20 protein-coding genes are annotated in these 22,433 nt (G+C 63.0%); 10 read left to right on the top strand and 10 right to left on the bottom strand.

Annotated features, from left to right (window positions below; all coding sequences use genetic code 11):
- Positions 1-1,248: dicarboxylate/amino acid:cation symporter (locus tag CSQ95_RS22675; protein WP_099411155.1), on the bottom strand; the 1,248-nt coding region annotated here is incomplete at its 3' end.
- Between the two features lie 263 nt (positions 1,249-1,511).
- On the opposite strand from CSQ95_RS22675, the gene CSQ95_RS22670 reads away from it, so the two are divergent.
- Genes CSQ95_RS22670 through CSQ95_RS22660 form a run of 3 tightly spaced genes read left to right on the top strand, consistent with a single transcriptional unit; the run spans position 1,512 to position 5,083 of the window.
- Positions 1,512-2,393, top strand: coding sequence for an alpha/beta fold hydrolase (locus CSQ95_RS22670; protein WP_099411154.1), 882 nt, complete (start codon positions 1,512-1,514; stop codon positions 2,391-2,393).
- A 54-nt stretch (positions 2,394-2,447) separates the two neighbouring features.
- The gene (locus CSQ95_RS22665; RefSeq protein WP_070221557.1) at positions 2,448-2,798 is read left to right on the top strand and encodes a RidA family protein; all 351 of its coding nucleotides are present in this window, start codon (positions 2,448-2,450) and stop codon (positions 2,796-2,798) included.
- A gap of 32 nt (positions 2,799-2,830) precedes the next feature.
- Positions 2,831-5,083: a bifunctional (p)ppGpp synthetase/guanosine-3',5'-bis(diphosphate) 3'-pyrophosphohydrolase gene (locus CSQ95_RS22660; protein WP_099411153.1), complete on the top strand. Its 2,253-nt coding sequence runs from the start codon at positions 2,831-2,833 to the stop codon at positions 5,081-5,083.
- Between the two features lie 74 nt (positions 5,084-5,157).
- Here the strand turns inward: CSQ95_RS22660 and CSQ95_RS22655 are convergent, their stop codons facing one another.
- From CSQ95_RS22655 to CSQ95_RS22645, 3 genes are all read right to left on the bottom strand, one after another.
- Positions 5,158-6,108: a cation diffusion facilitator family transporter gene (locus tag CSQ95_RS22655; RefSeq protein WP_099411152.1), complete on the bottom strand. Its 951-nt coding sequence runs from the start codon at positions 6,106-6,108 to the stop codon at positions 5,158-5,160.
- A gap of 116 nt (positions 6,109-6,224) precedes the next feature.
- Positions 6,225-7,100 carry a pirin family protein gene (locus tag CSQ95_RS22650; RefSeq protein WP_099411151.1) on the bottom strand — a complete coding sequence of 292 codons (876 nt, stop codon included), beginning with the start codon at positions 7,098-7,100 and terminating at the stop codon, positions 6,225-6,227.
- A 57-nt stretch (positions 7,101-7,157) separates the two neighbouring features.
- Positions 7,158-7,757, bottom strand: coding sequence for an FMN-dependent NADH-azoreductase (locus tag CSQ95_RS22645; RefSeq protein ID WP_099411150.1), 600 nt, complete (start codon positions 7,755-7,757; stop codon positions 7,158-7,160).
- A 114-nt stretch (positions 7,758-7,871) separates the two neighbouring features.
- On the opposite strand from CSQ95_RS22645, the gene CSQ95_RS22640 reads away from it, so the two are divergent.
- Complete coding sequence (locus CSQ95_RS22640) at positions 7,872-8,777, top strand: LysR family transcriptional regulator (protein WP_099411149.1); 906 nt, start codon at positions 7,872-7,874, stop codon at positions 8,775-8,777.
- A 17-nt stretch (positions 8,778-8,794) separates the two neighbouring features.
- On the opposite strand, the gene asd is transcribed toward CSQ95_RS22640, so the two are convergent.
- Entirely contained in the window at positions 8,795-9,643 is an 849-nt protein-coding gene (gene asd, locus CSQ95_RS22635) for an archaetidylserine decarboxylase (protein ID WP_070221551.1), read from the bottom strand.
- A gap of 380 nt (positions 9,644-10,023) precedes the next feature.
- Here asd and CSQ95_RS22630 point away from each other — a divergent pair, with 380 nt between their 5' ends.
- The 5 genes from CSQ95_RS22630 to CSQ95_RS22610 all read left to right on the top strand — a co-directional run bounded on the left by CSQ95_RS22630 (position 10,024) and on the right by CSQ95_RS22610 (position 16,183).
- Positions 10,024-12,096: a TonB-dependent siderophore receptor gene (locus CSQ95_RS22630; RefSeq protein WP_257218186.1), complete on the top strand. Its 2,073-nt coding sequence runs from the start codon at positions 10,024-10,026 to the stop codon at positions 12,094-12,096.
- 119 nt (positions 12,097-12,215) lie between these two features.
- Complete coding sequence (locus tag CSQ95_RS22625) at positions 12,216-13,454, top strand: DEAD/DEAH box helicase (RefSeq protein ID WP_070221583.1); 1,239 nt, start codon at positions 12,216-12,218, stop codon at positions 13,452-13,454.
- Positions 13,455-13,505: 51 nt separating this feature from the next.
- Positions 13,506-14,123: an LON peptidase substrate-binding domain-containing protein gene (locus CSQ95_RS22620; protein ID WP_070287945.1), complete on the top strand. Its 618-nt coding sequence runs from the start codon at positions 13,506-13,508 to the stop codon at positions 14,121-14,123.
- Positions 14,124-14,265: 142 nt separating this feature from the next.
- Positions 14,266-15,009, top strand: a complete 744-nt coding sequence (locus tag CSQ95_RS22615) for a DNA-binding protein (RefSeq protein ID WP_046684938.1) — start codon at positions 14,266-14,268, stop codon at positions 15,007-15,009.
- Positions 15,010-15,235: 226 nt separating this feature from the next.
- Positions 15,236-16,183, top strand: a complete 948-nt coding sequence (locus tag CSQ95_RS22610; protein ID WP_099411148.1) for a cupin-like domain-containing protein — start codon at positions 15,236-15,238, stop codon at positions 16,181-16,183.
- Between the two features lie 18 nt (positions 16,184-16,201).
- Here CSQ95_RS22610 and CSQ95_RS29325 read toward each other — a convergent pair whose 3' ends face one another.
- Complete coding sequence (locus tag CSQ95_RS29325; protein ID WP_143450051.1) at positions 16,202-16,465, bottom strand: hypothetical protein; 264 nt, start codon at positions 16,463-16,465, stop codon at positions 16,202-16,204.
- A gap of 195 nt (positions 16,466-16,660) precedes the next feature.
- On the opposite strand from CSQ95_RS29325, the gene CSQ95_RS22605 reads away from it, so the two are divergent.
- The gene (locus tag CSQ95_RS22605) at positions 16,661-17,587 is read left to right on the top strand and encodes an ADP-ribosylglycohydrolase family protein (protein ID WP_306532706.1); all 927 of its coding nucleotides are present in this window, start codon (positions 16,661-16,663) and stop codon (positions 17,585-17,587) included.
- On the opposite strand, the gene CSQ95_RS22600 is transcribed toward CSQ95_RS22605, so the two are convergent.
- The 4 genes from CSQ95_RS22600 to trpS form a co-directional block, all read right to left on the bottom strand.
- A complete protein-coding gene (locus tag CSQ95_RS22600) occupies positions 17,584-18,315 on the bottom strand; it encodes a bifunctional 2-polyprenyl-6-hydroxyphenol methylase/3-demethylubiquinol 3-O-methyltransferase UbiG (protein WP_099411147.1) in 732 nt (243 codons plus the stop codon). The genes CSQ95_RS22605 and CSQ95_RS22600 overlap by 4 nt on opposite strands.
- Positions 18,312-19,553 (bottom strand): voltage-gated chloride channel family protein, encoded by a 1,242-nt coding sequence (locus CSQ95_RS22595; RefSeq protein WP_099411146.1) that lies wholly within the window; start codon positions 19,551-19,553, stop codon positions 18,312-18,314. The genes CSQ95_RS22600 and CSQ95_RS22595 overlap by 4 nt, the downstream gene beginning before the upstream one ends.
- 36 nt (positions 19,554-19,589) lie before the next feature.
- Positions 19,590-21,179 carry a pyridoxal-dependent decarboxylase gene (locus CSQ95_RS22590; RefSeq protein WP_099411145.1) on the bottom strand — a complete coding sequence of 530 codons (1,590 nt, stop codon included), beginning with the start codon at positions 21,177-21,179 and terminating at the stop codon, positions 19,590-19,592.
- Between the two features lie 121 nt (positions 21,180-21,300).
- Positions 21,301-22,377, bottom strand: a complete 1,077-nt coding sequence (trpS, locus tag CSQ95_RS22585; RefSeq protein ID WP_218069312.1) for a tryptophan--tRNA ligase — start codon at positions 22,375-22,377, stop codon at positions 21,301-21,303.
- Between the last annotated feature and the right edge of the window lie 56 nt (positions 22,378-22,433).

Raw genomic sequence — 22,433 nt, 5'->3', positions numbered from 1 at the left:
GGGATGGGCCAGCTCGCTGTGCAGTTTGTCCATGTCCAGTTCCTTTTCCCATTTCGACACGACGATGGTGGCCACGCCGTTACCGACGAAGTTGGTCAGCGCGCGGCATTCGCTCATGAAACGGTCGATACCCAGGATCAGCGCCATGCCGGCCACGGGAATCGTTGGCACCACGGCCAGGGTGGCGGCCAGGGTGATGAAGCCGGCGCCCGTGATGCCGGACGCGCCTTTCGACGTCAGCATCGCCACGCCCAGGATGGTGAGCTCTTGCCAGATCGTCAGTTCCGTGTTGGTTGCCTGTGCAACAAACAGGGCGGCCATGGTCATGTAGATATTGGTGCCGTCCAGGTTGAACGAGTAGCCGGTCGGCACGACCAGGCCGACGACTGGCTTGGAGCAGCCCAGGCGCTCGAGTTTCTTCATCAGGGCCGGCAGCGCCGATTCCGACGAGCTGGTACCGAGCACGATCAGCAATTCTTCCTTGATGTACAGCAAGAAGCGGCCGATGGAGAAGCCCGTGTACTTGGCGATCAGACCCAGCACGACGAAGACGAACAGGAAGCAGGTCAGGTAGAACGAACCCATCAGTTTAGCCAGCGGGATCAGCGACGCCAGGCCGTATTTGCCGATGGTAAAGGCCATCGCGCCGAACGCGCCGATCGGAGCGACTTTCATGATGATGTTGACCATGCCGAAGATGGCATGCGACAGTTCGTCGATCAGCTTGGTGACGGGACGGCCGCGCTCGCCCAGCAGGGACAGCGAGAAGCCGAACAGGATGGCGATCAACAGCACTTGCAGGATGTCGCCCTTGGCGAAGGCATCGACGAAGGTCTTCGGGATGATATTCATCAGGAAGTCGACGGTGCTCATGCCTTCGGCGTGCGTGTATTGCGCGATCGACTTGGCATCGAGGTGGGCCGGATCGGCGTTGAAGCCGGCGCCCGGTTTCAGGATGTTAGCAACCAGCAAGCCAATGGCCAGCGCGAAGGTGGAGACCACTTCGAAGTACAGCAGCGCCTTGCCGCCCACGCGGCCGATTTTCTTGACGTCCTGCATGCCGGCGATGCCGGAGACCACGGTACAGAAGATCACGGGGGCGATGATCATCTTGATCAGTTTGATAAAGCCGTCGCCCAGCGGTTTCATGTCGACGGCGTTCGATGGGTAGAACACCCCCAGCAGCACGCCAGCCACGATGGCGAACAGCACCTGCACGTACAGGATTTTATAGAATGGTTTTTTCACGAGTGGTCTCCTCTTGCGGGTTGATGCTGCGAATCATCCGCCCATTGGCAGGCGTGCTCAATTGTGGATAACCGCAGATATGCAGTTTCGCTATATCGGGTATTGCGCCATGGCGAATGTGCCAGTGCTATGCTGCGACGCAGCAATTCAGCCGCGCGCTTGGAGCATTGCCCGCGCTGCGCTACACTGCCGTAGCGTCGCGCGCGGGACATCCCTTGGCAGGCAGAAAGCGGTGCTCTTTTTATATCGAATAAGGAAATCGAATGATCGAAGCGAGCATCAAATCCGTCCAGTGCATCTCCCCCGCAGGCCTGCACACCATGTCGTACAAGGAGTGGGGCGCGCCCGACAATCCGAACGTGCTCGTCTGCGCCCATGGCGTGACGCGCGTGGCGGACGACTTCGACAACCTGGCGCGCGCCATGGCCAGCGATTACCGCGTGATCTGCCCCGACGTGGTGGGACGCGGGCGCTCGGGCTGGCTGACCAATCCCCAGTTCTACCGCGTGCCGCAATATGTGAGCGACATGGTGACCCTGCTGGCGCGCGTGCTGGCCAATGGCGAGCGCCAGACGGTGGACTGGTTCGGCACCTCGATGGGCGGCTTGATCGGCCTGGGTCTGGCCTCGTTGCCGCACAGCCCGATCAGCAAGCTGGTATTGAACGATATCGGCCCGACCCTGGCGCCGGAAGCCTTGCAGCGCATCGGCGACTACATCGGCCAGGACTTGCGTTTCGATACCTTCGAGCAGGGCGCCAAATTTGTGCGCGACGTGTCCGCAAGCTTCGGCCCGCACACGGATGCGGAATGGCATAAACTGGCAGTCGATGTGTTGCGGCAGGACAAGGATGGCCATTGGCGCCGTCACTATGATATGGGACTGGCCATGCCGTTCCGCTCGGCCACGCCGGAGTCGGCGGCCAGCGACGAAGCCATGCTGTGGGCCGCGTACGATGCCGTGCGCTGCCCCACCTTGCTGGTGCGCGGGTCGGAATCCGATCTGCTGTCGCACGAGACGGCGCAGATCATGCTGGGCCGCGGCCCGAAAGCGGAACTGGTGGAAATCGCCGGCGTGGGCCATGCGCCCACTTTCGTTCACGACGACCAGATCGCCATCGCGCGCAAGTTTTTGCTGGGCAAGTAAGAAGGCAACAAGCAATACCGCTGTACCGATTTTGAAACAACCGAAAGAAGAAGCATGGAAATTACACGACTGCACGTAGGCAAACGCCTTTCTGAAGTAGCGATACACAACAACACCATCTACCTGGCAGGACAGATCGCGGAAGACACCACGCAAGGCATCGTCGGCCAGACGCGTGAAGTGCTCGGCCACGTCGACCGTTTGCTGATGGAAGCGGGCAGCGACAAGACGTGCATTCTGTCGTGCCAGATCTACATTGCCGATATGAAGGATTTCGACGGCATGAATGAAGTGTGGGACGACTGGGTCGCTTCCGGCCACACGCCGCCGCGCGCCACCGTGGAAGCGAAACTGGCCAATCCGGCTTGCTTGGTAGAAATCGTCATCATCGCTGCAGAGCGCTAAGTTATTGAGTTGTTAAGTTTATAAGGTATCACATGGTTTCCATCTCGGCCCCGAATAGCGCCACCTCGGAACAACTGGTAGAGGGCTTGAGTGCGCCGGACTGCGCGCGCGTGCTGGACGCGCTCGCGTATGCCACCGCAGCGTATGGCGACAAGCAGACCTTTGCCGGCCGCTCCGCGCTGGACTTCGCCATCGGCGTGGCCACCACCCTGGCGTTCCTGCGCAGCGATGCGGAAACGCGCATCGCCGGCCTGATGTTCGAGCTGACCCTGCTGGAACCCGACACGGCGGCCGACATCGAGCCGCGCTTCGGCAAGCAGGTGTGCGACCTGGCGACAGGCGTGCGCCAGCTGATCCGTTTGCGTGCGCTGACCCAGGCGCAGCACGGCGGCGCTGCCGGGCGCGGCAAGAATGCGGCGCAGCAAGCCGTGGCCCAGGTGGAAACCTTGCGCAAGATGTTGCTGGCGATGGCGTCCGACATGCGTGTCGTGCTGGTGCGTCTGGCCGCCTGCGTGACGACCTTGCGTTACTTTGCCGATTTAAAGCTGTTCAACGAAATGACGCGCGAATACGGCAAGGAAACGCTGGATTTGTACGCGCCGCTGGCCAACCGCCTCGGCATCTGGCAACTGAAGTGGGAGCTGGAAGATTTGTCGTTCCGCTTCATCGAACCGGAAGCGTATAAACGCATCGCCAAGATGCTGGAAGAAAAGCGCATGATGCGCGAGGGCTTCGTGTCCTCGGCGATTCTGCGCCTGCAGACGGAACTGGCTTCGGCCGGTATCCAGGCGGAAGTATTTGGCCGCCCGAAACATATTTACAGCATCTGGAACAAGATGCGCGGCAAGGAACTGGACTTTACGGCCCTGTATGACGTGCGCGCCTTCCGCGTCATCGTTGCCGACGTGAAAACTTGCTACACGGTGCTGGGCGTGGTCCACAATATCTGGACTCCCATCCCGAAAGAATTCGACGATTACATTTCGCGCCCGAAACCGAATGGTTACCAGTCGCTGCACACGGTGGTGACGGCCGAGGATGGCCGCCCGCTGGAAGTGCAAATCCGCACGAATGAAATGCACAGCTTTGCCGAATACGGCGTGGCTGCGCACTGGCGCTACAAGGAAGAGGGCGGCTCGAACTTTGCCGGCCAGAAGTACGACGAAAAGATCGCCTGGCTGCGCCAGCTGCTGGCCTGGAAGACGGAAGTGGCCGACGCCGTCGTGGGCCAGGAGGAAATCCAGCGCGAATGGGTGGAAAAGCTCAAGTCCGCCACCCTGGACGACCGCATCTTCGTCATGACGCCGCAGGCGCGCGTGCTGGAATTGCCCGTGGGCGCCACGCCCGTCGACTTTGCGTATCACCTGCACACGGACGTGGGCCACCGCTGCCGCGGCGCCAAGGTCGACGGCATCATGGTGCCCCTGAATACGCAGTTGAAGAATGGCCAGACCTGCGAAATCATCACGGCCAAGGGCGCGCCGGGCACGGCCGGGCCGTCGCGCGACTGGCTCAGCGCCGGCTACGCCGTCAGCACGCGCACGCGCTCGAAGATCCGCGCCTGGTTCCACGCCATCGACATGCAGGAAACCCTGGCCCATGGCCGCGCGCTGGTGGAAAAATCCCTGCAACGCGAAGGCAAGACGGCCGTCAACCTCGAGGCGCTGGCGCAAAAGCTGGGCTTTGCCAAGGTCGACGAGCTGTTCCTGTCGGTGGGCAAGGATGAATTCAGCCTGCGCCACGTGGAGCAGGCGCTGCACGACAATGGCGAAGTGGCGGTGCCGGAAGACGCCGTGCTGGTGGGTAAAAGCCGCGCTTCCAGCGTGGAGCAGGGCGCCAAGTCCGGCGTGCTGGTGGTCGGCACGGAAGGCTTGATGACGGTGCTGGCCAAGTGCTGCAAGCCGGCGCCGCCGGACAGCATCGTCGGTTTTGTGACGCGCGGCAAGGGCGTTTCCATCCACCGCGCCACCTGTAAAAACTTCGAGGAAATGCGCGCCAAATCGCCCGAGCGCGTGATTTTTACCGAATGGGGCAGCACGGGCGGGCACGACACCGTGTATCCGGTCGACATCTTTATTCTGGCAGGCGACCGCCAGGGTTTGCTGCGCGACATTTCCGAAATCTTTTCACGCGAAAAGATCAACGTGATCGGCGTCAATACCCAAAGCGCCAAGGGCCAGGCCCGCATGACGTTTACGGCCGAGATCAGTTCGACGGCGCAGTTGTTGAAGGCGCTGAATGTGATCAAGGATGTCAGCGGGGTCCTGGAAGCGCGGCGCAGTTAGTTGGAGTTACCCCGAGAGCAGAGGCCGGGGTCAGACCCGGCGGGTCTGACCCCGGTCTTTGCCGTTGGGTTCAATTAATGCGTTTTGTCACCCTGATGCAGCCCCGCCATCGCCGCCGTCTCCGGCTGCAAAGTAATATGGTCGATGCCATGCTTGGCCAGCAACATCTTCTTGATCGCGCGCAATACCTTCGGCCAATGGTCGAGGTGCTCGATTTCCACATGGCCGATCAGGGCCGGCTGGCCCGGCGACATGTCCCACACATGCAGATCGTGCACGGCAATCACGCCGTCCACTTGTTCCACGTCCGTGCCCACTTCGATGTAGTCGATGTGCAGGGGCACGCCTTCCATCAGGAAGTGGTAGGACTCTTTCAATACCCCGAAAGTCGATTTCAGGATCAGCAGCGATACCAGCACGGACAGCAGCGGGTCGATCTGCATCCAGCCCGTAAAGTAAATCACGGCGCCCGCGACGATGGCGGCGACCGAGCCGAGCAAATCGCCCATCACGTGCACGAGGGCGGCGCGCGTGTTCACGCTTTGCTTGTCTTTCGACAATACCCACGCCACCACTACGTTGATCGCCAGGCCGATGAAGGCGACGATGAAGACCATGCCGCCCTTGACGGGTTGCGGGGCGGAAAAGCGCAGCACGGCTTCATAGCAGATCCAGCCCACCACGCACAGCATGGCCAGGCCGTTGACGAAGGCGGCCAGCGCCTCGGCGCGGCCGAAGCCGAACGAGTGGCGCGGCGACGGGGGGCGGCGCGCGATCAGTTGCGCCAGCAGGGCCAGGCCCAGCGCGGCCGCGTCAGTGACCATGTGGCCCGCGTCGGAAATCAGCGCCAGCGAATTGGACAGGAAACCGGCCGCCACCTCGATGCCGGCAAACGACAGGGTCAGGCCCAGCGCCCACGCGAGGATGCTCTGGCTGCGGCCCTCGAACGAGTGGGTGTGCTTGGCGTCGCCCTTCAGGTGGGCGTGCAAATGGGTGGCGTCGTGTTCGGTGTGCGTCGGCTGCATGGAATACTTTGTGGAATGAACTTGCCGCCAGTGTAATTGAAAAGCAACAACATAGTCGGCACGTAAAAAAACCTGCAGGCCTAAAGGCACTGCAGGTTTTTGCTGAGATACATCATTTACTGCGCAGCCGTCTCGCCAAACTTGCCTTCGCGGAAATCCTGTACGGCCTGGAATACTTCCGCCTGGGTATTCATGACAAACGGGCCATACTGCGCGATGGGCTCGTTCAAGGGCTGGCCGACGACGAGGATCACGCGGCCGCCTTCCGGTGCTTCGATGCGCACGCCGTCGCTGCCCGGCGTATTGGCGAAGATCGCCATGCGCAGGGCGGGTACGGCCTTGCCATCGACCCGCACTTCGCCACGGAACGTGTACAGGAAAGCGTTATGGCCTGGTGGCAAGGGCTGCTCGAAGCTGCTGCCGGCAGGCAAGTCGATATCGAGGTACAGCGGTTCCGTCAGCTCGCGCTGCACGGCGCCCGTCACGCCATGGCTGGTCCCGGCGATCACTTGCACGGCCACGCCTGCGTCCGTCGTGTAGCGGGGGATTTCGCTGCTCGTGAAATCGCGGTACCACGGCGTGCGCATCTTGTCGCGCGCGGGCAGGTTCAGCCACAGCTGAAAACCTTCCATCACGCCTTCTTCCTGCTCCGGCATTTCCGAATGGATCACGCCGCTGCCAGCCGTCATCCATTGCACGCCGCCCGACGTCAGCAAGCCTTCGTGGCCCGCGCTGTCCTTGTGGCGCATGCGCCCCGTGATCATGTACGAGACCGTCTCGAAACCCCGGTGCGGATGCTCGGGGAAGCCGGCGATATAGTCGTTCGGCTTGTCGCTGGCAAAGTTGTCGAGCATCAAAAACGGGTCGAGACGGCGCTGCAGCTGCTGCGTCAGCACGCGGTTGATCTTCACACCGGCGCCATCCATGACGGCCTGGCCGGCGATCACGCGCTCGACGGCGCGTGGCTTGTTGACGGTGGTGGTGTCGCTCATTGTTCTCTCCTCTAGGCCGGGACGGCGCCAGTGCGCCGTCCCTTTCACTGCTGGGAATTACACCAGGATCGCGTTGATCTCGGCGTCCGCTTGCGCTTGCGCCTTGGCCACGGCTTCCGGGCCCATGCCCATGCCTTCCGAATACACGTACTGCACGTCGCTCAGGCCCAGGAAGCCGAACATGGTGTTCAGGTAAGGCACCTGGCTATCGTTGGCGCTGTCGCGGTGCAAGCCGCCGCGGGACAGGCCCACGTAGACTTTCTTGCCGGTCAAGAGGCCAACCGGGCCGTTTTCCGTGTACTTGAAGGTGACGTTGGCGCGGGCAATCGCGTCGAACCAGCTTTTCAGTTGCACGGTGATGCCGAAGTTGTACATCGGCGCGCCGATGACGATGACGTCAGCTGCCTGCACTTGCGCAATCAGCGCGTCGTCCAGGGCGATGCGGGCCGCCTGTTCCGGCGTGCGCTTGTCGGCCGGCGTGAACAGCGCTTGCAGGGTCGGCTCGTCGAGCACAGGGTGCGGTTGGGCAGCCAGGTCGCGGCGGACCAGGGCGGCGCCAGGATTGGCGGCTTGTACGCGGGCAACGATGGCGTCAGCCAGGCGGGTCGAGGCGGAGCCGGTGCTGCGGGCGCTGGAATTGATTTGCAGGATGTTCATCTTGTTTTCTCCGTTGTGAGGTGTCTTGCGATGGATGAACTATAGCAATTCCAAAAACCATCCGGAAGCCGTTAAAATGGATATCATTAATCCACCAATGGAACAATCAAAACTATGGATATCGATCCCGGAGATTTATTGCTGTTCGCCCGCGTCGTCGAGTGCGGCAGTTTTTCGCGCGCTGCCGTGCGCGTGGACTTGCCCAAGTCAACCCTGTCGCGCCGCATCTCGCAGCTGGAAGCGAAACTGGGCGAGCGGCTGCTGCTGCGCACCACGCGCAAGCTGGCGCTGACGGAATTTGGCGCCAGCCTGCTCGAGCATGCGCGCAAGGTGGTCGAGGAAACGGAGGCGGCCGGCGCGCTGGCCCAGCACCGGCAGGCGGGGCCCAGCGGCTTGCTGCGCATTTCCATGCCGGCGGACTTTGGCGACGCGCTGATGCGCCAGGTGCTGGCCGAATTCGTGCGCCGCTATCCGGCCATTTCGCTGGAACTCGACTTGTCGGCGCGCCGCGTGGATTTATTGGAAGAAAATTTCGACCTGGCCATCCGCATGGGCAACTTGCCCGACGACGCCAGCCTGGCCGCGCGCCGCGTGGCCTTCAGCACCCTGGCGCTGTACGCCTCGCCGCAATACACGAGCGTGCACGGCTTGCCCGAGCATCCCGACGACCTGTATGGCCACGATCTGCTCAGCTTGCCGCGTGCCGTGCATGGCCTCGTGCACTGGACTTTGATCCGCGGCAAGACGACATGGGAGCGCGACTTGCCCGTGCGCCTGCTGGCAAACTCGCCGGAATTGCTGGTGCGCATGGCCTGCACGGGCGTGGGCATCGCGGCCAGCACGGACCGCTTCGCCAAGGCCTATGTGGCGACGGGGGAGCTGGTGCGCGTGTTGCCGGAGTGGAGTTTCCCGCTGGTCACGGGCTGGGCCGTGTTTCCCGGCCGGCGCCTGATGCCGGCCAAGACGCGGGCGTTTCTGGACTTGATGGAAGAGATGTATCGCACGGACGCGCCCGTGTAGGCGCGCATCCTGTTGGCTTAGCTGGGCACGTTGCCCATGACTTCGCCCAGCTGCACGGGGCCGGCCGGTTGCCAGTTGGCGTTGAATTGCACGGTGTCTTTCGGGAACAGCATCACGACGGTGGAACCGAGCAGGAAGCGGCCCAGCTCTTCGCCCTGTTTCAGCACCACATTGTCGTTCGCGTAGCTCCAGTCGCGGATCTCGCCCGTGCGGGGCGGGTTGACGACGCCGTGCCAGACGGTGGCCATGCTGCCGACGATGGTGGCGCCCACCAGGGTCATGACGAAGGGGCCGTTGGCCGTGTCGAACACGCAGACGACGCGCTCGTTGCGGGCAAACAGGCCGGGAATGCCGCGCGCCGTCGTCGGGTTGACGGAGAACAATTCACCTGGCACATAAATCATGCGCGTCAAACGGCCGTCGCACGGCATGTGGATGCGGTGGTAGTCGCGCGGGCTCAGGTACAGGTTGGCGAAGCTGCCATGTTCGAACTGGGCCGCCAGGGCCGCGTCGCCGCCCACCAGGGCTGTGGTGCTGAAGTTGTGCCCCTTGGCCTGGAAGATCTGGTCCTTGTCGATCTTGCCGAACTGGCTGATGCGGCCATCGACGGGGCAGATGTAGTCGGCCTTGGCCAGCGGACGGGCATCGGGGCGCAGCGCGCGCGTGAAAAAGTCGTTGAAGCTCGTGTAGTGCGTGATGTCCGGGTCCAGCGCCTCATCCATGTTGACGTTGTAACGGCCGACGAACCAGCGGATCAAACGCGTGGTCATGGCGCCGCCTTTGGCGCCGGCGATCCGGCCGGCAAAGTTGGTCAACGCTCCTTTTGGAAGCAGATATTGAGGCAGGACGGCAAGACGGTCAGACACGATGGGAAGCCTTTGACGGGGTGATGGGAACAATGTGAAAACGCATTATAGCGGCGATGTGGCGCGCAATGATATGCGCCGTATGCAAGGGGGCGTATCGCAGCCTGCCGCCGAATTTAATTTGCTATAGGAAATATTTTCGGGAAACTGTGCCAGTCAGAAAAAATTACAGCACAATACGGCGGCCTGTTTTTTAGCTTTCAGCCATTTTTATTCAGCCAACTTTTTTCAGTCAGGTCATGATGCCACGCCGTTGCCTCCGCCTCACCGTCCTTTGTTCCGCCGTTTTACTTGCATGGAATGCCCATGCCCAGCAATCCGAAACGCCGGCCGTCGATACCGCCGCCGTGCCGTTGAAGGCCGAAAAGGCTGAAAATCCCATGCAAACCGTCGAAGTCAAGGGCAGCGGCTACGATCCGCGCCGCGACGATACCGCCAGCAAGATGATCGTGGGCAGCGAGGAAATCCTCAAGTATGGCGACACGAACGTCACCGACGTGCTCAAACGCTTGCCCGGCATTACCGTGTCCGGCGCGGCCGGGCGCTCGGGTGGCGAAATCCGCATGCGCGGGCTGGGCAGCGGCTATACGCAGATATTGCTCAACGGCGAACGGGCGCCGGCCGGTTTTTCACTCGACACCCTGTCGCCCGACGTGATCGAGCGCATCGAGATTTTGCATGCGGCCAGCGCCGAATACAGCACGCAGTCGATCGCCGGCACCATCAATGTGGTGCTCAAGAAAGCCGTGAAGACGGCGCAGCGCGAACTCAAGCTGGGTGTGCAGGGCAGCGACGTGAGCTTTTCGCCCAGCGTAAATCTGCAACTGTCTGACCGCGACGGCAATTTTTCATACTCGCTGGCCGGTTCGCTGTACCGCTACGACTACCATTACGACAATCCCGGCCTGGAACTGGGCTACGCGCCCGACGGCCGGCAAAACCTGCTGCGCCGCACGAATGGCACGGGCGATGGCCGCCCGGAAGGCATCAATCTGTCGCCGCGCCTGAACTGGGTGCTGGCCAACGGCGACAACGTGACGGCGCAATTCTTTTTCAACGGCGGACGCTCGAATCACCGCAATTTCAGCCGCGCGGAAACAGAACTGGGCGTGCGCCCCGACTACGACGCCAACACGGGTACTTCCAGCAACCACAACGCCTTCGGCCGCAGCGACCTGACGTGGATGCACAAGCTGGCCGGCGGCGCCAAACTGGAACTGAAGATCGGCGCCTCGGCCGCCCGCAATACGTCCGACAGCCTGCAGCAGGGCTTTATCGACGGCGGCGGCCTGGCGCTCGAGCGCAAGGTGGGCGTGAAGGCGACGGAAAACGGCGTCAGTTCCACCGGCAAGTATTCCTCGCCCTTGCTGCCCGGCCATGCCTTGTCGATGGGCTGGGATGGCGCCTACACGGAGCGCGATGAAACGCGCCGGCAGCGCGAAGCGGCGCTGGGCGTGCGTCCGCCCGTCAACAGCGACGAGGGTTTCGACGCCACCATCAAGCGCCTGGCGCTGTACTTGCAGGATGAATGGGAAATCACGCCGCGCTGGTCCATGTACGCGGGCGTGCGCTGGGAAGGCATCGATACGCGCAGCGCGGGCGATACCTACGACGAAGTGAACCAGCGCACCAGCGTGTGGAGCCCGCTGCTGCAAACCCTGTGGAAGTTGCCCGATACCAAGGGCGACCAGGTGCGCCTGGCCCTGACGCGCACCTACAAGGCGCAGCCGACGGCGAGCCTGATTCCGCGCCGCAATACCTCGACGAATAACAGCCAGACGGACCCTGACCGCGAAGGCAATCCTTACCTGAAACCGGAGCTGGCGCTGGGCATCGACGCCTCGTACGAGCACTACTGGGCCGAAGGCGCCTTGCTCAGCGCGCGCGCCTCGGCCCGCCGCATCGATGGTTATACGCGCCAGGGTTTGTTGTTTATCAATGATCGCTGGGTCTCCACGCCCGTCAACGATGGCCGCGCAAATACGCAGACACTGGAACTGGAAGCGAAGTTCCCGCTGCGCGTCGTGATGGCCGCGCCCGTGCCGGCCATCGACCTGCGCGCCAGCGTCAGCCGCAACTGGTCGCAAGTGGAGCGGGTGCCGGGGCCAAACAACCGGCTCGACCAGCAAACGCCCGTCAGCGGCAATGTCGGTCTCGACTACAAGACGCCGGACGGTGTCTTGACCACGGGCGGCAGCTTCAACTTCCGCAACGGCGGCCCCGTGCGCATCACCGAGCGCCAGAGCGCCTACACGTCGCCGCGGCGCGACCTCGACATTTATGCGTTGTGGAAATTCGATGCGAAGAACCAGCTGCGCTTGGCCGTGTCGAACCTGCTGGCGCAAGACTTCGAAAGCGACACCATCTATACGGATGCCAGCGGCACGATCGTGCGCAACAGCATTTCGCCGAGTTCGCCGCAGGCGCGCGCCACCCTGGAAATGAAGTTCTGATGGCGATGTTCTCGCGCTGAAAACCCCGGCCGGCATCCCCGCTGGCCTATAATCTCGGCAATTGCGCGCGCGGCCAGCCCGTGCGCGCCGCCTTTTCATTTGCCAAGATTGCTTTCCCCATGACGTTTTCCTCCCTCGGCCTGATCGATCCCCTGGCCCGCAAACTCGATGAGCTTGGCTATGCCAAGCCCACACCCGTGCAGGCACAGGCAATCCCGGCCGTGCTGGCCGGGCGCGACCTGATGGCCGCCGCCCAGACGGGCACGGGCAAGACGGCCGGCTTTGCCGTGCCGCTGCTGCAGCGCCTGACCCTGGAAGGCGTGGTGGCGCCGCAATGCGTGCGCGTGCTGGTGCTGGTGCCCACGCGCGAGCTGGCCGAGCAAGTCTATGCCAGCTTCCGCAGCTATGGCGGCAACTTGCCGCTGCGCAGCTTTGTCGCCTATGGCGGCGTGCCCATCGAGCCGCAGATCAGCAAGCTGCGCAAGGGCCTCGACGTGCTGGTGGCCACGCCGGGCCGTTTGCTGGACTTGCAGACGCAGGGCGCCGTCAAGTTCGAGCAAGTGCAGACGCTGGTGCTGGACGAGGCGGACCGCATGCTGGACCTCGGCTTCGAGCGCGAACTCGATATTTTGCTGATGACGATGCCCAAGCAGCGCCAGACCCTGCTGTTCTCGGCCACCTTCTCGGACGCCATCCGCGCCATGGCGAAAACCATGCTGAAGGACCCCGTGTCGGTGGAAGTGAGCGCGCGCAACAGCACGGTGAAAGCCGTCAAGCAGTCGGTGATCGTGTGCGACAAGAAACGCAAGCCGGAACTGTTCTTGCACCTGCTGAAGAAAAAGCGCTGGGGCCAGGTCCTCGTCTTCGTCAAGACGCGCAAGGGCGTCGAGCTGCTGGTGAATACCTTGCTGGAGCAGGGCGTGCGCGCCGATTCCATCCACGGCGACAAGACGCAGCCGAACCGCTTGCGCGCGCTGGCGCGTTTCAAATCGGCGGAAGTGCAGGTGCTGGTGGCCACCGACGTGGCCGCCCGTGGCTTGGACATCGATCAATTGCCCGTCGTCGTCAATTTCGACTTGCCGACGGTGGCGGAAGACTATATCCACCGCATCGGCCGCACGGGCCGCGCGGGCGCTTCGGGAGAGGCCATTTCCCTCGTCTGCGCCGATGAAGTCGAATTGCTGTCGGCCGTGGAAGCGCTGACGCGGCAAACCTTGAAACGCAACGAGGAGCCCGGTTTCGAGGCGGAACACCGCGTGCCGGGCACGTCCGCCGGCGGCACGATTCAGAAAAAGATCGTGAAAGTGCTGGCGCCGAAGGCGGCGGAGCGGGCGAAAAAGCGCCGTTTTTATAAGTAAAGGACGCACAAGGCGCGCAGCACGGATATCGCATTCGTGCCATCATGCGCCATGACCTCGATACCTTTGTTCCCGCTCAATACGGTGCTGTATCCCGATGGCTATCTGCCCCTGCAGATCTTCGAGGTGCGCTACCTGGACATGATACGTCAGTGCATCATGGGAGAGCAGCCGTTCGGCGTGGTGCAGCTGCTGGACGGCGCGGAAGTGCGCAAGCCGGGCCAGCTGGAAACCCTGGCGCCCGTGGGCACCCTGGCGCGCGTCATCGACTGGGCCGCGCCCTTGTCGGGCTTGCTGCAAATCAAATGCATGGGCATGCAGCGCTTTCACATCGTCTCCAGCGAACAGCTGAAAAACGGCTTGTGGATGGCGCAGGTCGAAACCTTGCCGCCCGATAAAACCATTCCCATCCCCCAGGAGCAGCAGAACGTGGCCGACGCACTGGGTGCCCTGATCCGCACCTTGCAGGAGCAAAAGATTCCGCCCGATCAAATGCCCCTGCAGCCGCCGTACCGCCTCGACGAGTGCGGCTGGGTGGCGAACCGCTGGTGCGAGCTGCTGTCCCTGAGTGCCATGCAAAAGCAATTGCTGCTGAGTCAGGACAATCCCGTGCTGCGCCTGGAACTGGTACAGGATATGCTCACGGAAAACGGCTTGCTGGAAGAGTAAAACACGCCAGGCCGCATGTTTTCTCGCGCTTCCGTTGTGCAATTGCAATTACTATTGAGAAATACTTTACGCTTTGCCGCCGCTGGCATAAGATAATGCCCCTGGGCAAGATTGCCCTGGGCAACATTCAAGAGCAGACGACATGGCAAAAGTAAGCGCGGAACAGATCAATGCGGCAATGGAAGCGATGGCGGGCGAAGGCCAGGCCATTACGGTGCGCGCCTTGCGCGAACGGCTGGGTAACGGCGCCTGCCTGGGCACCATCAGCAAGCTCTTGCAGCGCCGCAAGGCCGGTGCGCAGCGCCAGATCGCCGCCGCCGCCGAACTGTCGCCCGTGCTGCAGCAAGCCATCCTCGATTATGTAGGGCAGGAATTAAGCGCCAGCCACAGCGCGCATGAAGCCGAGATGAACGACAATCAACAGGAATTGATGGACCTGGCCAGCGAGAACGAGCGCCAGCAAGAGTTGCTCGACTTGCAGGCGGGCGAGCTGGAAACCTTGCGCGAGGAACTCGAACGTGAGCGGCAGGTGGCGAATCAGGCTAGAACGGACCTGGCCAAGGCGCAGCTGCGCCTGGAAGGCTTGCCGCGCCTGGAAGAGGCGGCCGAGCAGGCGCGCATGGACCTGGCCAAGGCACAGTTCAAGCTCGAAGGCATCCCGCGCCTGGAAGAGGCCGCCGAAGCGGCGCGCGCGGAACTGATCCAGGCCCAGCTGAAGCTGGAAAGCCTGACGCGCGTGGAAACGGAACTGGCGGCCGCGCGCCTGGAACTGGAAGCGGAACGCGAAGAGCTGGGCGAAACGCGCGCCGAGCTGGACGAAGAGCGCACCTTGCGCATCAAGGCGCAGCAGTTTATCGTCGATCCGATCTTCAAAACACCTGTCTGAGGACGCCTGGCCTAAGCTGCTGCGCGTCGGTATAGGTAGCCTGCGATGCTCACCGTGCTTCAGCACGGTTGCGCTTCTTAGCCACCTCTACCTTCCGCTCGCGACGGTTTTGTCAGGTGTCGATACGTCGGGGGAATATGTCATGCGGGCCTTGCTGGCTTAAAATGGCGCACTGTCGCGCCATGCCATGCCATGCCATGTGACGCCTTGATCGCAAAGAAGGTTTATGTCCGTAGAAAAAGAAGTGCCGCTCCCGCTTGCGGCTGCCCCCATCGCGCCGCGCGCGCTGCCGCCCCGGCCGCCAGCCGAATTCAGCTCGCCCGAAGCGGCCCTGGCACGCAAGCTGGCGCGCGAAGACAAGGATGCGCAGGTGCGCGGCGTCACGTCCATCGACGCCATGCGCGAGGCCATCAAGCGGGCGGCGCGGGACTTGCCCGCCATTACCGAAGTGCCGCGCCTGGCCATGCTGGACGCCGCCGCCTTCCGCGCGCGCGCCGCGCTGGGCTTGCCCTTCCTGATGCGCGGGCTGGTGCGGCGCTGGCCTTTGTCGGCATTGGTGCCAGAGGTCTTGCGCGAACAGTTCAGCCACGTGCCCGTGCGGGCGCGGGTGGGTGACTATATCAACACGGCGTTCGCGGCCGACCGCGCCATGCAGGACATGTCGATGGGGCAATATCTGGACCTGGTGGAAGAAGGGGCGCACGCGTTGCCGCCGTACCTGGGCAACTTGGAATTGCGCGAGCTGAACCGCCTGTGCCACTGGCCCACGTATTTCGACAAGATGGGCCCGCCGCGCTTCTGGGTGGGGCCGGCCGGCACGGTGACGCCCCTGCATTGCGATTACGACGATAATATTTTCGCGCAAGTGTGGGGCCGCAAGCGCATTTTCCTGGCGCCGCCGCACCACGACGCCTTCCTGTATCCCAGCGAAGCGAACGCCATCCTGTTCGGTTCGCCCTTCGACCCGGAAGCGCCTGATTTCCAGCGCTTCCCTCTGGCAAGCCAGGCCACCATGATCGAATGCATCGTCGAGCCGGGCGACATGCTGTACGTGCCCGCCGGCTGGTACCATCAGGTGCGCGCGTTGACGTTTTCGCTGTCCTCGAACCGCTGGGCCAGGGCCGTGCCGCTGGCCTTGCATGGAGATACGGCGCTGCGGCGTGCCACCGATTGACCCCTCATTGTTAAACCACTACTGGAGCAGCATATAGATACCCTGGCCCGCGCACTGATACTTGCCACCACTTACATCGAAGGCCAGGACGAAGGCGATCCTGATGCCGATATTGCCGCACTGGAATCGGTCGCGGCCGAATTGCGGCATGCCAGCGCGAAAGAACAAGCGAGCCTGGTGCGGGCCGCCCATGCGCTGGGCGTGCCTGGCTGGCTGGACGAGATGGGTGTGCGCTGAAAGTCCTGCACGCCGGGTCGATGCTGGCTGCTTGATGTTGCTCAATGCCGGCCATCCATGCCGGCTTACGTTTGCACCGCCTTGGCTGTATCGGGCACGCTGCGCTTTGGCCTCCATTCGCTGAGGATGCTCGCGGCGATGATCAGTATTGCCCCCACGATGGCTAGTGCCTGCAGGCGCCCAATCGTGCTGGCAGCGGAAACCGGATGAGTGTGGCCCGCCAGGAATCCACGGAGAATCATGATGGCGTCAACTTTGCACAAACCAACCTTACACAAGCGCTATCTGGGCGCCTTGCTGGGACTTGCCTGCGGCGATGCCGTCGGCACGACCGTGGAATTTTCTCCGCGCGGCAGCTTTGCGCCGGTGGCGGGCATGACTGGCGGCGGTCCGTTCGGCTTGCAGCCGGGACAATGGACGGACGATACGTCGATGGCGCTGTGCCTGGCCGAAAGCCTGGTCCAGAAAGGGGCGTTCGATGCGGCGGACCAGATGGTGCGGTACTTGAACTGGTGGCAATGGGGCTACCTGAGTTCCACCGGCACCTGCTTCGATATCGGCGGCACGGTAAGGAGCGCGCTGGCCAGTTTCCAGGAGACGGGCAATCCCTGGAGCGGCTCCGCCGCGCCTGACACGGCGGGCAATGGGTCGCTCATGCGCCTGGTCCCCGTCGTGCTGTTTGCCTATCCCGATGCCGAAGCGGCCATGGCCTGCGCCGCCGACAGTTCCCGCACCACTCACGCGGCGCCGGAAGCCGTCGAAAGCTGCCAGCTGCTCGCCGCCTTGCTGTGCAGCGCGCTGGCGGGCACGGCGAAAGACGCGCTGCTGGACAGTATCGCGTTCCAGCCTGCCGAACCGAAGCTGGTGGAGCTGACCAGCGGCAGTTTCCTCGCCAAAACGGAGCAGCAGATACGCGGCACCGGTTATTGCGTGGAATCGCTGGAAGCGGCGCTCTGGTGCTTCTTCCATACCGACTCACTGGAAGCGGCGGTATTGCGCGCTGTCAATCTGGGCGAAGATGCCGATACGACCGGCGCCATCGTCGGCCAGCTTGCCGGCGCCTATTATGGCGCCCAAGCGATTCCGCCGCAGTGGCTGGATGCGCTGGCCATGCGCGCCGATATCGAGGAACTGGCGGGCAAATTGTTCGAGCGGGCCCGGGACTAGCGCAGGCCGCAGCCGACAAGCAGCAGCATCGGCCGCTCCCTCTCTTCCGCCAGGGCCGGCTGCTGCGCCACCTGCGCATCTGTCGGCCCCCATTCTTCCACGTGTTCCAGCTGGAAACCTGCCCGCAGCAGCGCATTGATGGTCGTGCCCAGGGTGCGGTGCTGCTTGATCACGCCGGGCGCCAGCCAGTCCGACACGCGCGGACCTTGCTGCTGGTAGCTGTCGACGGGCCAGCGCTTGCGGCCCTGTCCATCCGTCAGCCAGCCCGGCTGGCGCGGCGCCATGAAGATCGGGTGCTCGATGGAAAACACCAGCTTGCCTCCGGGCTTCAAGCCGTGGCGGATGGCGGCCAGCAAGGTGGCGAAATCCGCGATGTAGTGGAAGGCCAGCGAGCTGTAGACGAGGTCGTAGCCGGCTGGCGGCAAGATCAGTTGTTCCAGATCAAGCCGGGCATAGCTGACAGCTGCATGTTCTCCCATGCCGCCTGCCTGCGCCAGCATCTTTTCCGACACGTCCACGCCCAATACCCGCGCCGCGCCCTGTTCTGCCGCCCAGCGGCAGAACCAGCCATAGCCGCAACCCAGGTCAAGTACTTGCTTGCCTTGCACGTCTGGCAGCATGGCGCGCAGGGCCGGCCATTCGGGCGCGCTGTCGAGGCCGCCAATCGAGCGGGGCAGCTGGCTGTAGGCCGTGAAAAAGGCGTCGTTGTCGTAGATATTCTGTGTCATGGCTCAAGCTCCTTGGCAGGATGGCGCTTGGCATGCCCGCTGCGCTGCGCCCGGTAAATGCCAGCGTGGCCGGAAAACAGGTAGGCCACGACGCAGGCGATGGCCGCGTACACGCCGATGTCCGCGCCGAACAGTTCCATCGCCATCAGGGTCGAGGCAATCGGCGTGTTGGCGGCACCCGCAAACACGGCGACGAAGCCGATGGCGGCCAGCAGAGTGACGGGCTGGTGCAGTACAGGCCCCAGCGCATTGCCCAGGGTCGCGCCGATGAAGAACAATGGCGTCACTTCGCCGCCCTTGAAGCCGGTGCCCAGCGAGACGATGGTGAACGCCATCTTGCCGAGGAAATCCCAGGCCGGCAGCGGTTCCTTCAGGGCGTCGACGATGGTGGGAATGCCCAGGCCGATATATTTGTCGGTGCCCAGCAGCCACACGGCGACGGCGACGGCGAGCCCGCCCGCCAGCGGACGCAGGGGGGCGTAGCCGATCCGGCGCTTCATCAGTGCGCTCAAACCGTGCGTGGCTTGCGCAAACAGTTTACCGGTCACGCCGAACAGCACGCCCGCGCTGACCATGGCGGATAAAGTCCAGGCGGAGAGGGCGGGGATCAAGGGCACGGCGTAATGCGTATGCTGGACGCCCCACAGCAAGCCCACCTGGTCGGCGATGACGGCGGCGGCCAGGCAGGGCAGCATGGCTTCATAGCGCAGGCGGCCGATGGCCAGCACTTCCAGGCCGAAGATGGCGCCCGCCAGCGGCGTGCCGAAGATGGAGGCAAAGCCGGCGCTGATGCCGGCCATCAGGATGATGCGGCGGTCTTCATTGTTCAGGCGAAACATGCGCGTGAGCTGGTCGGCCAGCGCGCCACCCATCTGCACGGCCGTGCCTTCGCGCCCGACGGAGGCGCCGAACAGATGCGAGATGACCGTGCCGCCCAGCACCAGCGGCGCCATGCGCAGCGGGATGGTTTTTTTCGGGTCGTGGATTTCATCGATGAGCAGATTCGCGCCGCCCTCGACACTGCTGCCATAGCGCAGATACAGCCAGCCGACGGCAAAGCCGGCCACGGGCAGCAGCCAGATCAGCCAGGCGTGCGCCAGGCGCGTCGCGGTTGCCCATTCAAGGGCGAACAGGAAACCGGCCGAGGCGGTGCCAGCCAGCACGGCCACGACAAAGGCCAGCAGCAGCCATTTCAACAGATGCTGCAGCAGATCGGCGAGGGCGCTCAGGCGGTGCATCAGTCATCCAGTCATGGGCGATGGGTGGGTGTTTCCTTACAGGCCCAGTTCCGCCACCAGCGCCTGGCCGATGGCCCGCTGTTCCGCCAAAATGGCGCGCAGGTGGTGGGGGCGCGTCTTGACATTCGTCATGACCACGCGCAATACATTCGTCGGGCCAGGGTAGCGCGTCGATTCGAGGACCGTGCGCGACACAAAACTGTGGCCTTGCGCCTTTTGCCGGTTTTGCAGCTTGGCGTTCAAGGTGTTCAGCTGCTTGTTCAGTTCTGTAGCAGCCTCCACCTGTCCGCCGGCCAGCAAGCTGTCCATGCGCTGGCGCAAGTGCGCGGGCACGTAGCGGTAGGTGAGAATGAAGGTGTCGGAGCGCGTGACGAGTTCGAAATCCTGCTGGTCGGCCAACAAGTCCTGCAACTGGCCGGACAGGGTGGCCGCCTGCTGCAGCAAGGTCGTGTAGCCGGACACGCCCAGCACCTTGAACGAGGTCCACAGTTTCAGGGCGTCGAAGCGGCGCGAGCCTTCCAGCGACGTCTGGCCCAGGTCGCCCGAGTTGTCGCGCAGGATGTAGTTGGCGTTGTGCTTCAGCAGGTTCAGGCTGGCGCTATCCTTGAACAGCACCATGCTTTGCGCCATCGGCACCCACAGCAATTTATGCCCGTCGATGACGACGGAGTCGGCCAGGGCGATGCCGTCGTACAGCGGGCGGTACTGTTCCGCGATCAGCAGGGCGCCGCCCCAGGCCGCATCCACGTGGAACCAGATGTTTTCCCGCGCGGCAATCGCCGCCATGGCGGCCAGCGGGTCGATGGCGCCCGTTTCCGTCGTGCCGGCGATGCCGATCATGGCGACGACCTTGATCTTGCGCGACTTCAAGTCGGCAATCGTCGCTTCCAGTGCCTGGATGTCGATGCGGTTGTCGCGGTCGACGGCCACCAGGTGCAGGGCGTTTTCGCCGAGGCCCAAAGTCGCCAGCGCCTTTTTCACGGAATAATGGCTGCGGGCCGAACCGATCACAGCCAGTCCCGCGTAGCCGGATTCTTGCATGGCGGCAAACAAACCGCGCTTACGCGTGCCGGGCAATTGTTTTTCCAGCGCCACGGCCAGCGCCGTCAGGTTGCCCATGGTGCCGCCATTGACGACATTGCCCAGCGCGCCGCTGGTGGCGGCCATCGCCTGCGCATAGACGGCGTCCGGGTGCTGGTACACCTGGCGGTGCAGCCAGCCCAGGATCTGCTTTTCGATCAGGGTCGATACGTACGCCGTCTCGATCTTGACCTGGTTCTGGTTCAGAGTGGCCGTAAACGCTTCGGCCAGCACGCTGATCCAGGGCAAGGCCTGCGTCATGTGGCCGATGTATTGGGGATGGTTCAGCTGGGCCGTATTGGCCAGCACGGTGGTATCGAGTTCCTGCAGGAAATCGGCCACGGGCATGCCGTGCGCGGGCAGGCAAGTGTCGGACAGCTGCGTCAGCAATTCCGCATACGGCGTGTGCGGATATGGTTCGGCGCGTTCGGCCGCCAGCCAGCCGCCCAGCATGCGCAGCGCCTGCTGCAAGGGCGCGGGTGCCTGTTGCAGCGCATCGATGGAAAAATGCTGCTGCAGCAGCTGTTCGATAGCGGTATCGGTCATTGCGCGTTTGTCTTCTCTACTGATTGCTGATGTCACGGTGCCAAATGCATTGCGCCCTGGAGGAAGCGGGATTTTACCCGACTCCGCCAAGGCGCATCAGTTTGCTATTTGTAAATGGTAATTAGAAGTAATTCAGACCCAGCGCCGACTTGACTTCGTCGGCCGTGCGGGCCGCCACTTCGCGCGCCTTGAACGTGCCTTCCTTGAGCATCTGAATGACTTGTCCCTTGTCCTTGGCGAACTCTTCGCGGCGGGTGCGGATCGGCGCCAGCATTTCCTGCAAGACCACATCCAGGCGCTTCTTGACGATGCTGTCGCCCAGGCCGCCGCGCACGTAATGGGCTTTCATTTCGGCCAGTGCCGCTTTTTCCGGATCGAAGGCGTCCAGATAGGTAAACGCGATGTTGCCTTCCAGGTGGCCCGGGTCTTCCACGCGCAGGTGCAGCGGGTCGGTATAGACTTTTTTCACGGCAGCCGTGATTTCGGCCGAGGTCGCGCCCAGGTTGATGGTGTTGCCCAGCGACTTGCTCATCTTCGCCTTGCCGTCGATGCCGGGCAGGCGGCCGATATCGGGCACCAGCGCCTTGCATTCCATCAGCACTTCACGGTTGTACATGCGGTTGAAGCGGCGCACGATTTCATTCGTTTGCTCGATCATCGGGATCTGGTCTTCGCCCACGGGCACCACGCCCGCCTTGAAGGCCGTGATGTCGGCCGCCTGGCTGGCAGGGTAGGTCAAAAAGCCGGCTGGAATGTCGCGCTCGAAGCCGCGCAGGCGGATTTCTTCCTTGACGGTGGGATTGCGCTCGAGGCGCGCCACGGTGACGATGTTCAGGTAGTAAAAGGTCAGTTCGGCCAGTTCGGGAATCTGCGACTGGATGAACACCGTGGTCTTGCTCGGGTCGATGCCGACGGCCAGGTAGTCGAGCGCCACTTCGACGACATTGCGGTGCACCTTGTCGATGTCGTCCATATTGTCCGTCAGCGCTTGCGCGTCGGCCAGCATGATGAATTGCTTGTAGCTGTTCTGGTAGACGACGCGGTCGCGCAGGCTGCCCACGTAGTGACCCAGGTGCAGGGGGCCGGTCGGGCGGTCGCCCGTCAGGATCACGGATTGCGAAGCGATGGCAGCGGGCGACAGCGGTGCTGCCGGGGCGTCGTTCTGGTCTTGGGTATCTGGGGTGTTAGGCAAGCTCATCAAGTTTCCTTTTGAGCCGCCTGCATCGGGGATGATCCAGGCTGAGCCTGTTACGC

Origin of the sequence: Janthinobacterium sp. BJB304, assembly GCF_002735765.1 — a bacterium.
Taxonomy (GTDB): domain Bacteria; phylum Pseudomonadota; class Gammaproteobacteria; order Burkholderiales; family Burkholderiaceae_D; genus Janthinobacterium.
The sequence above is the reverse complement of the archived record's forward strand: the minus strand, read 5'-3'. Positions and strand labels throughout refer to the sequence as shown.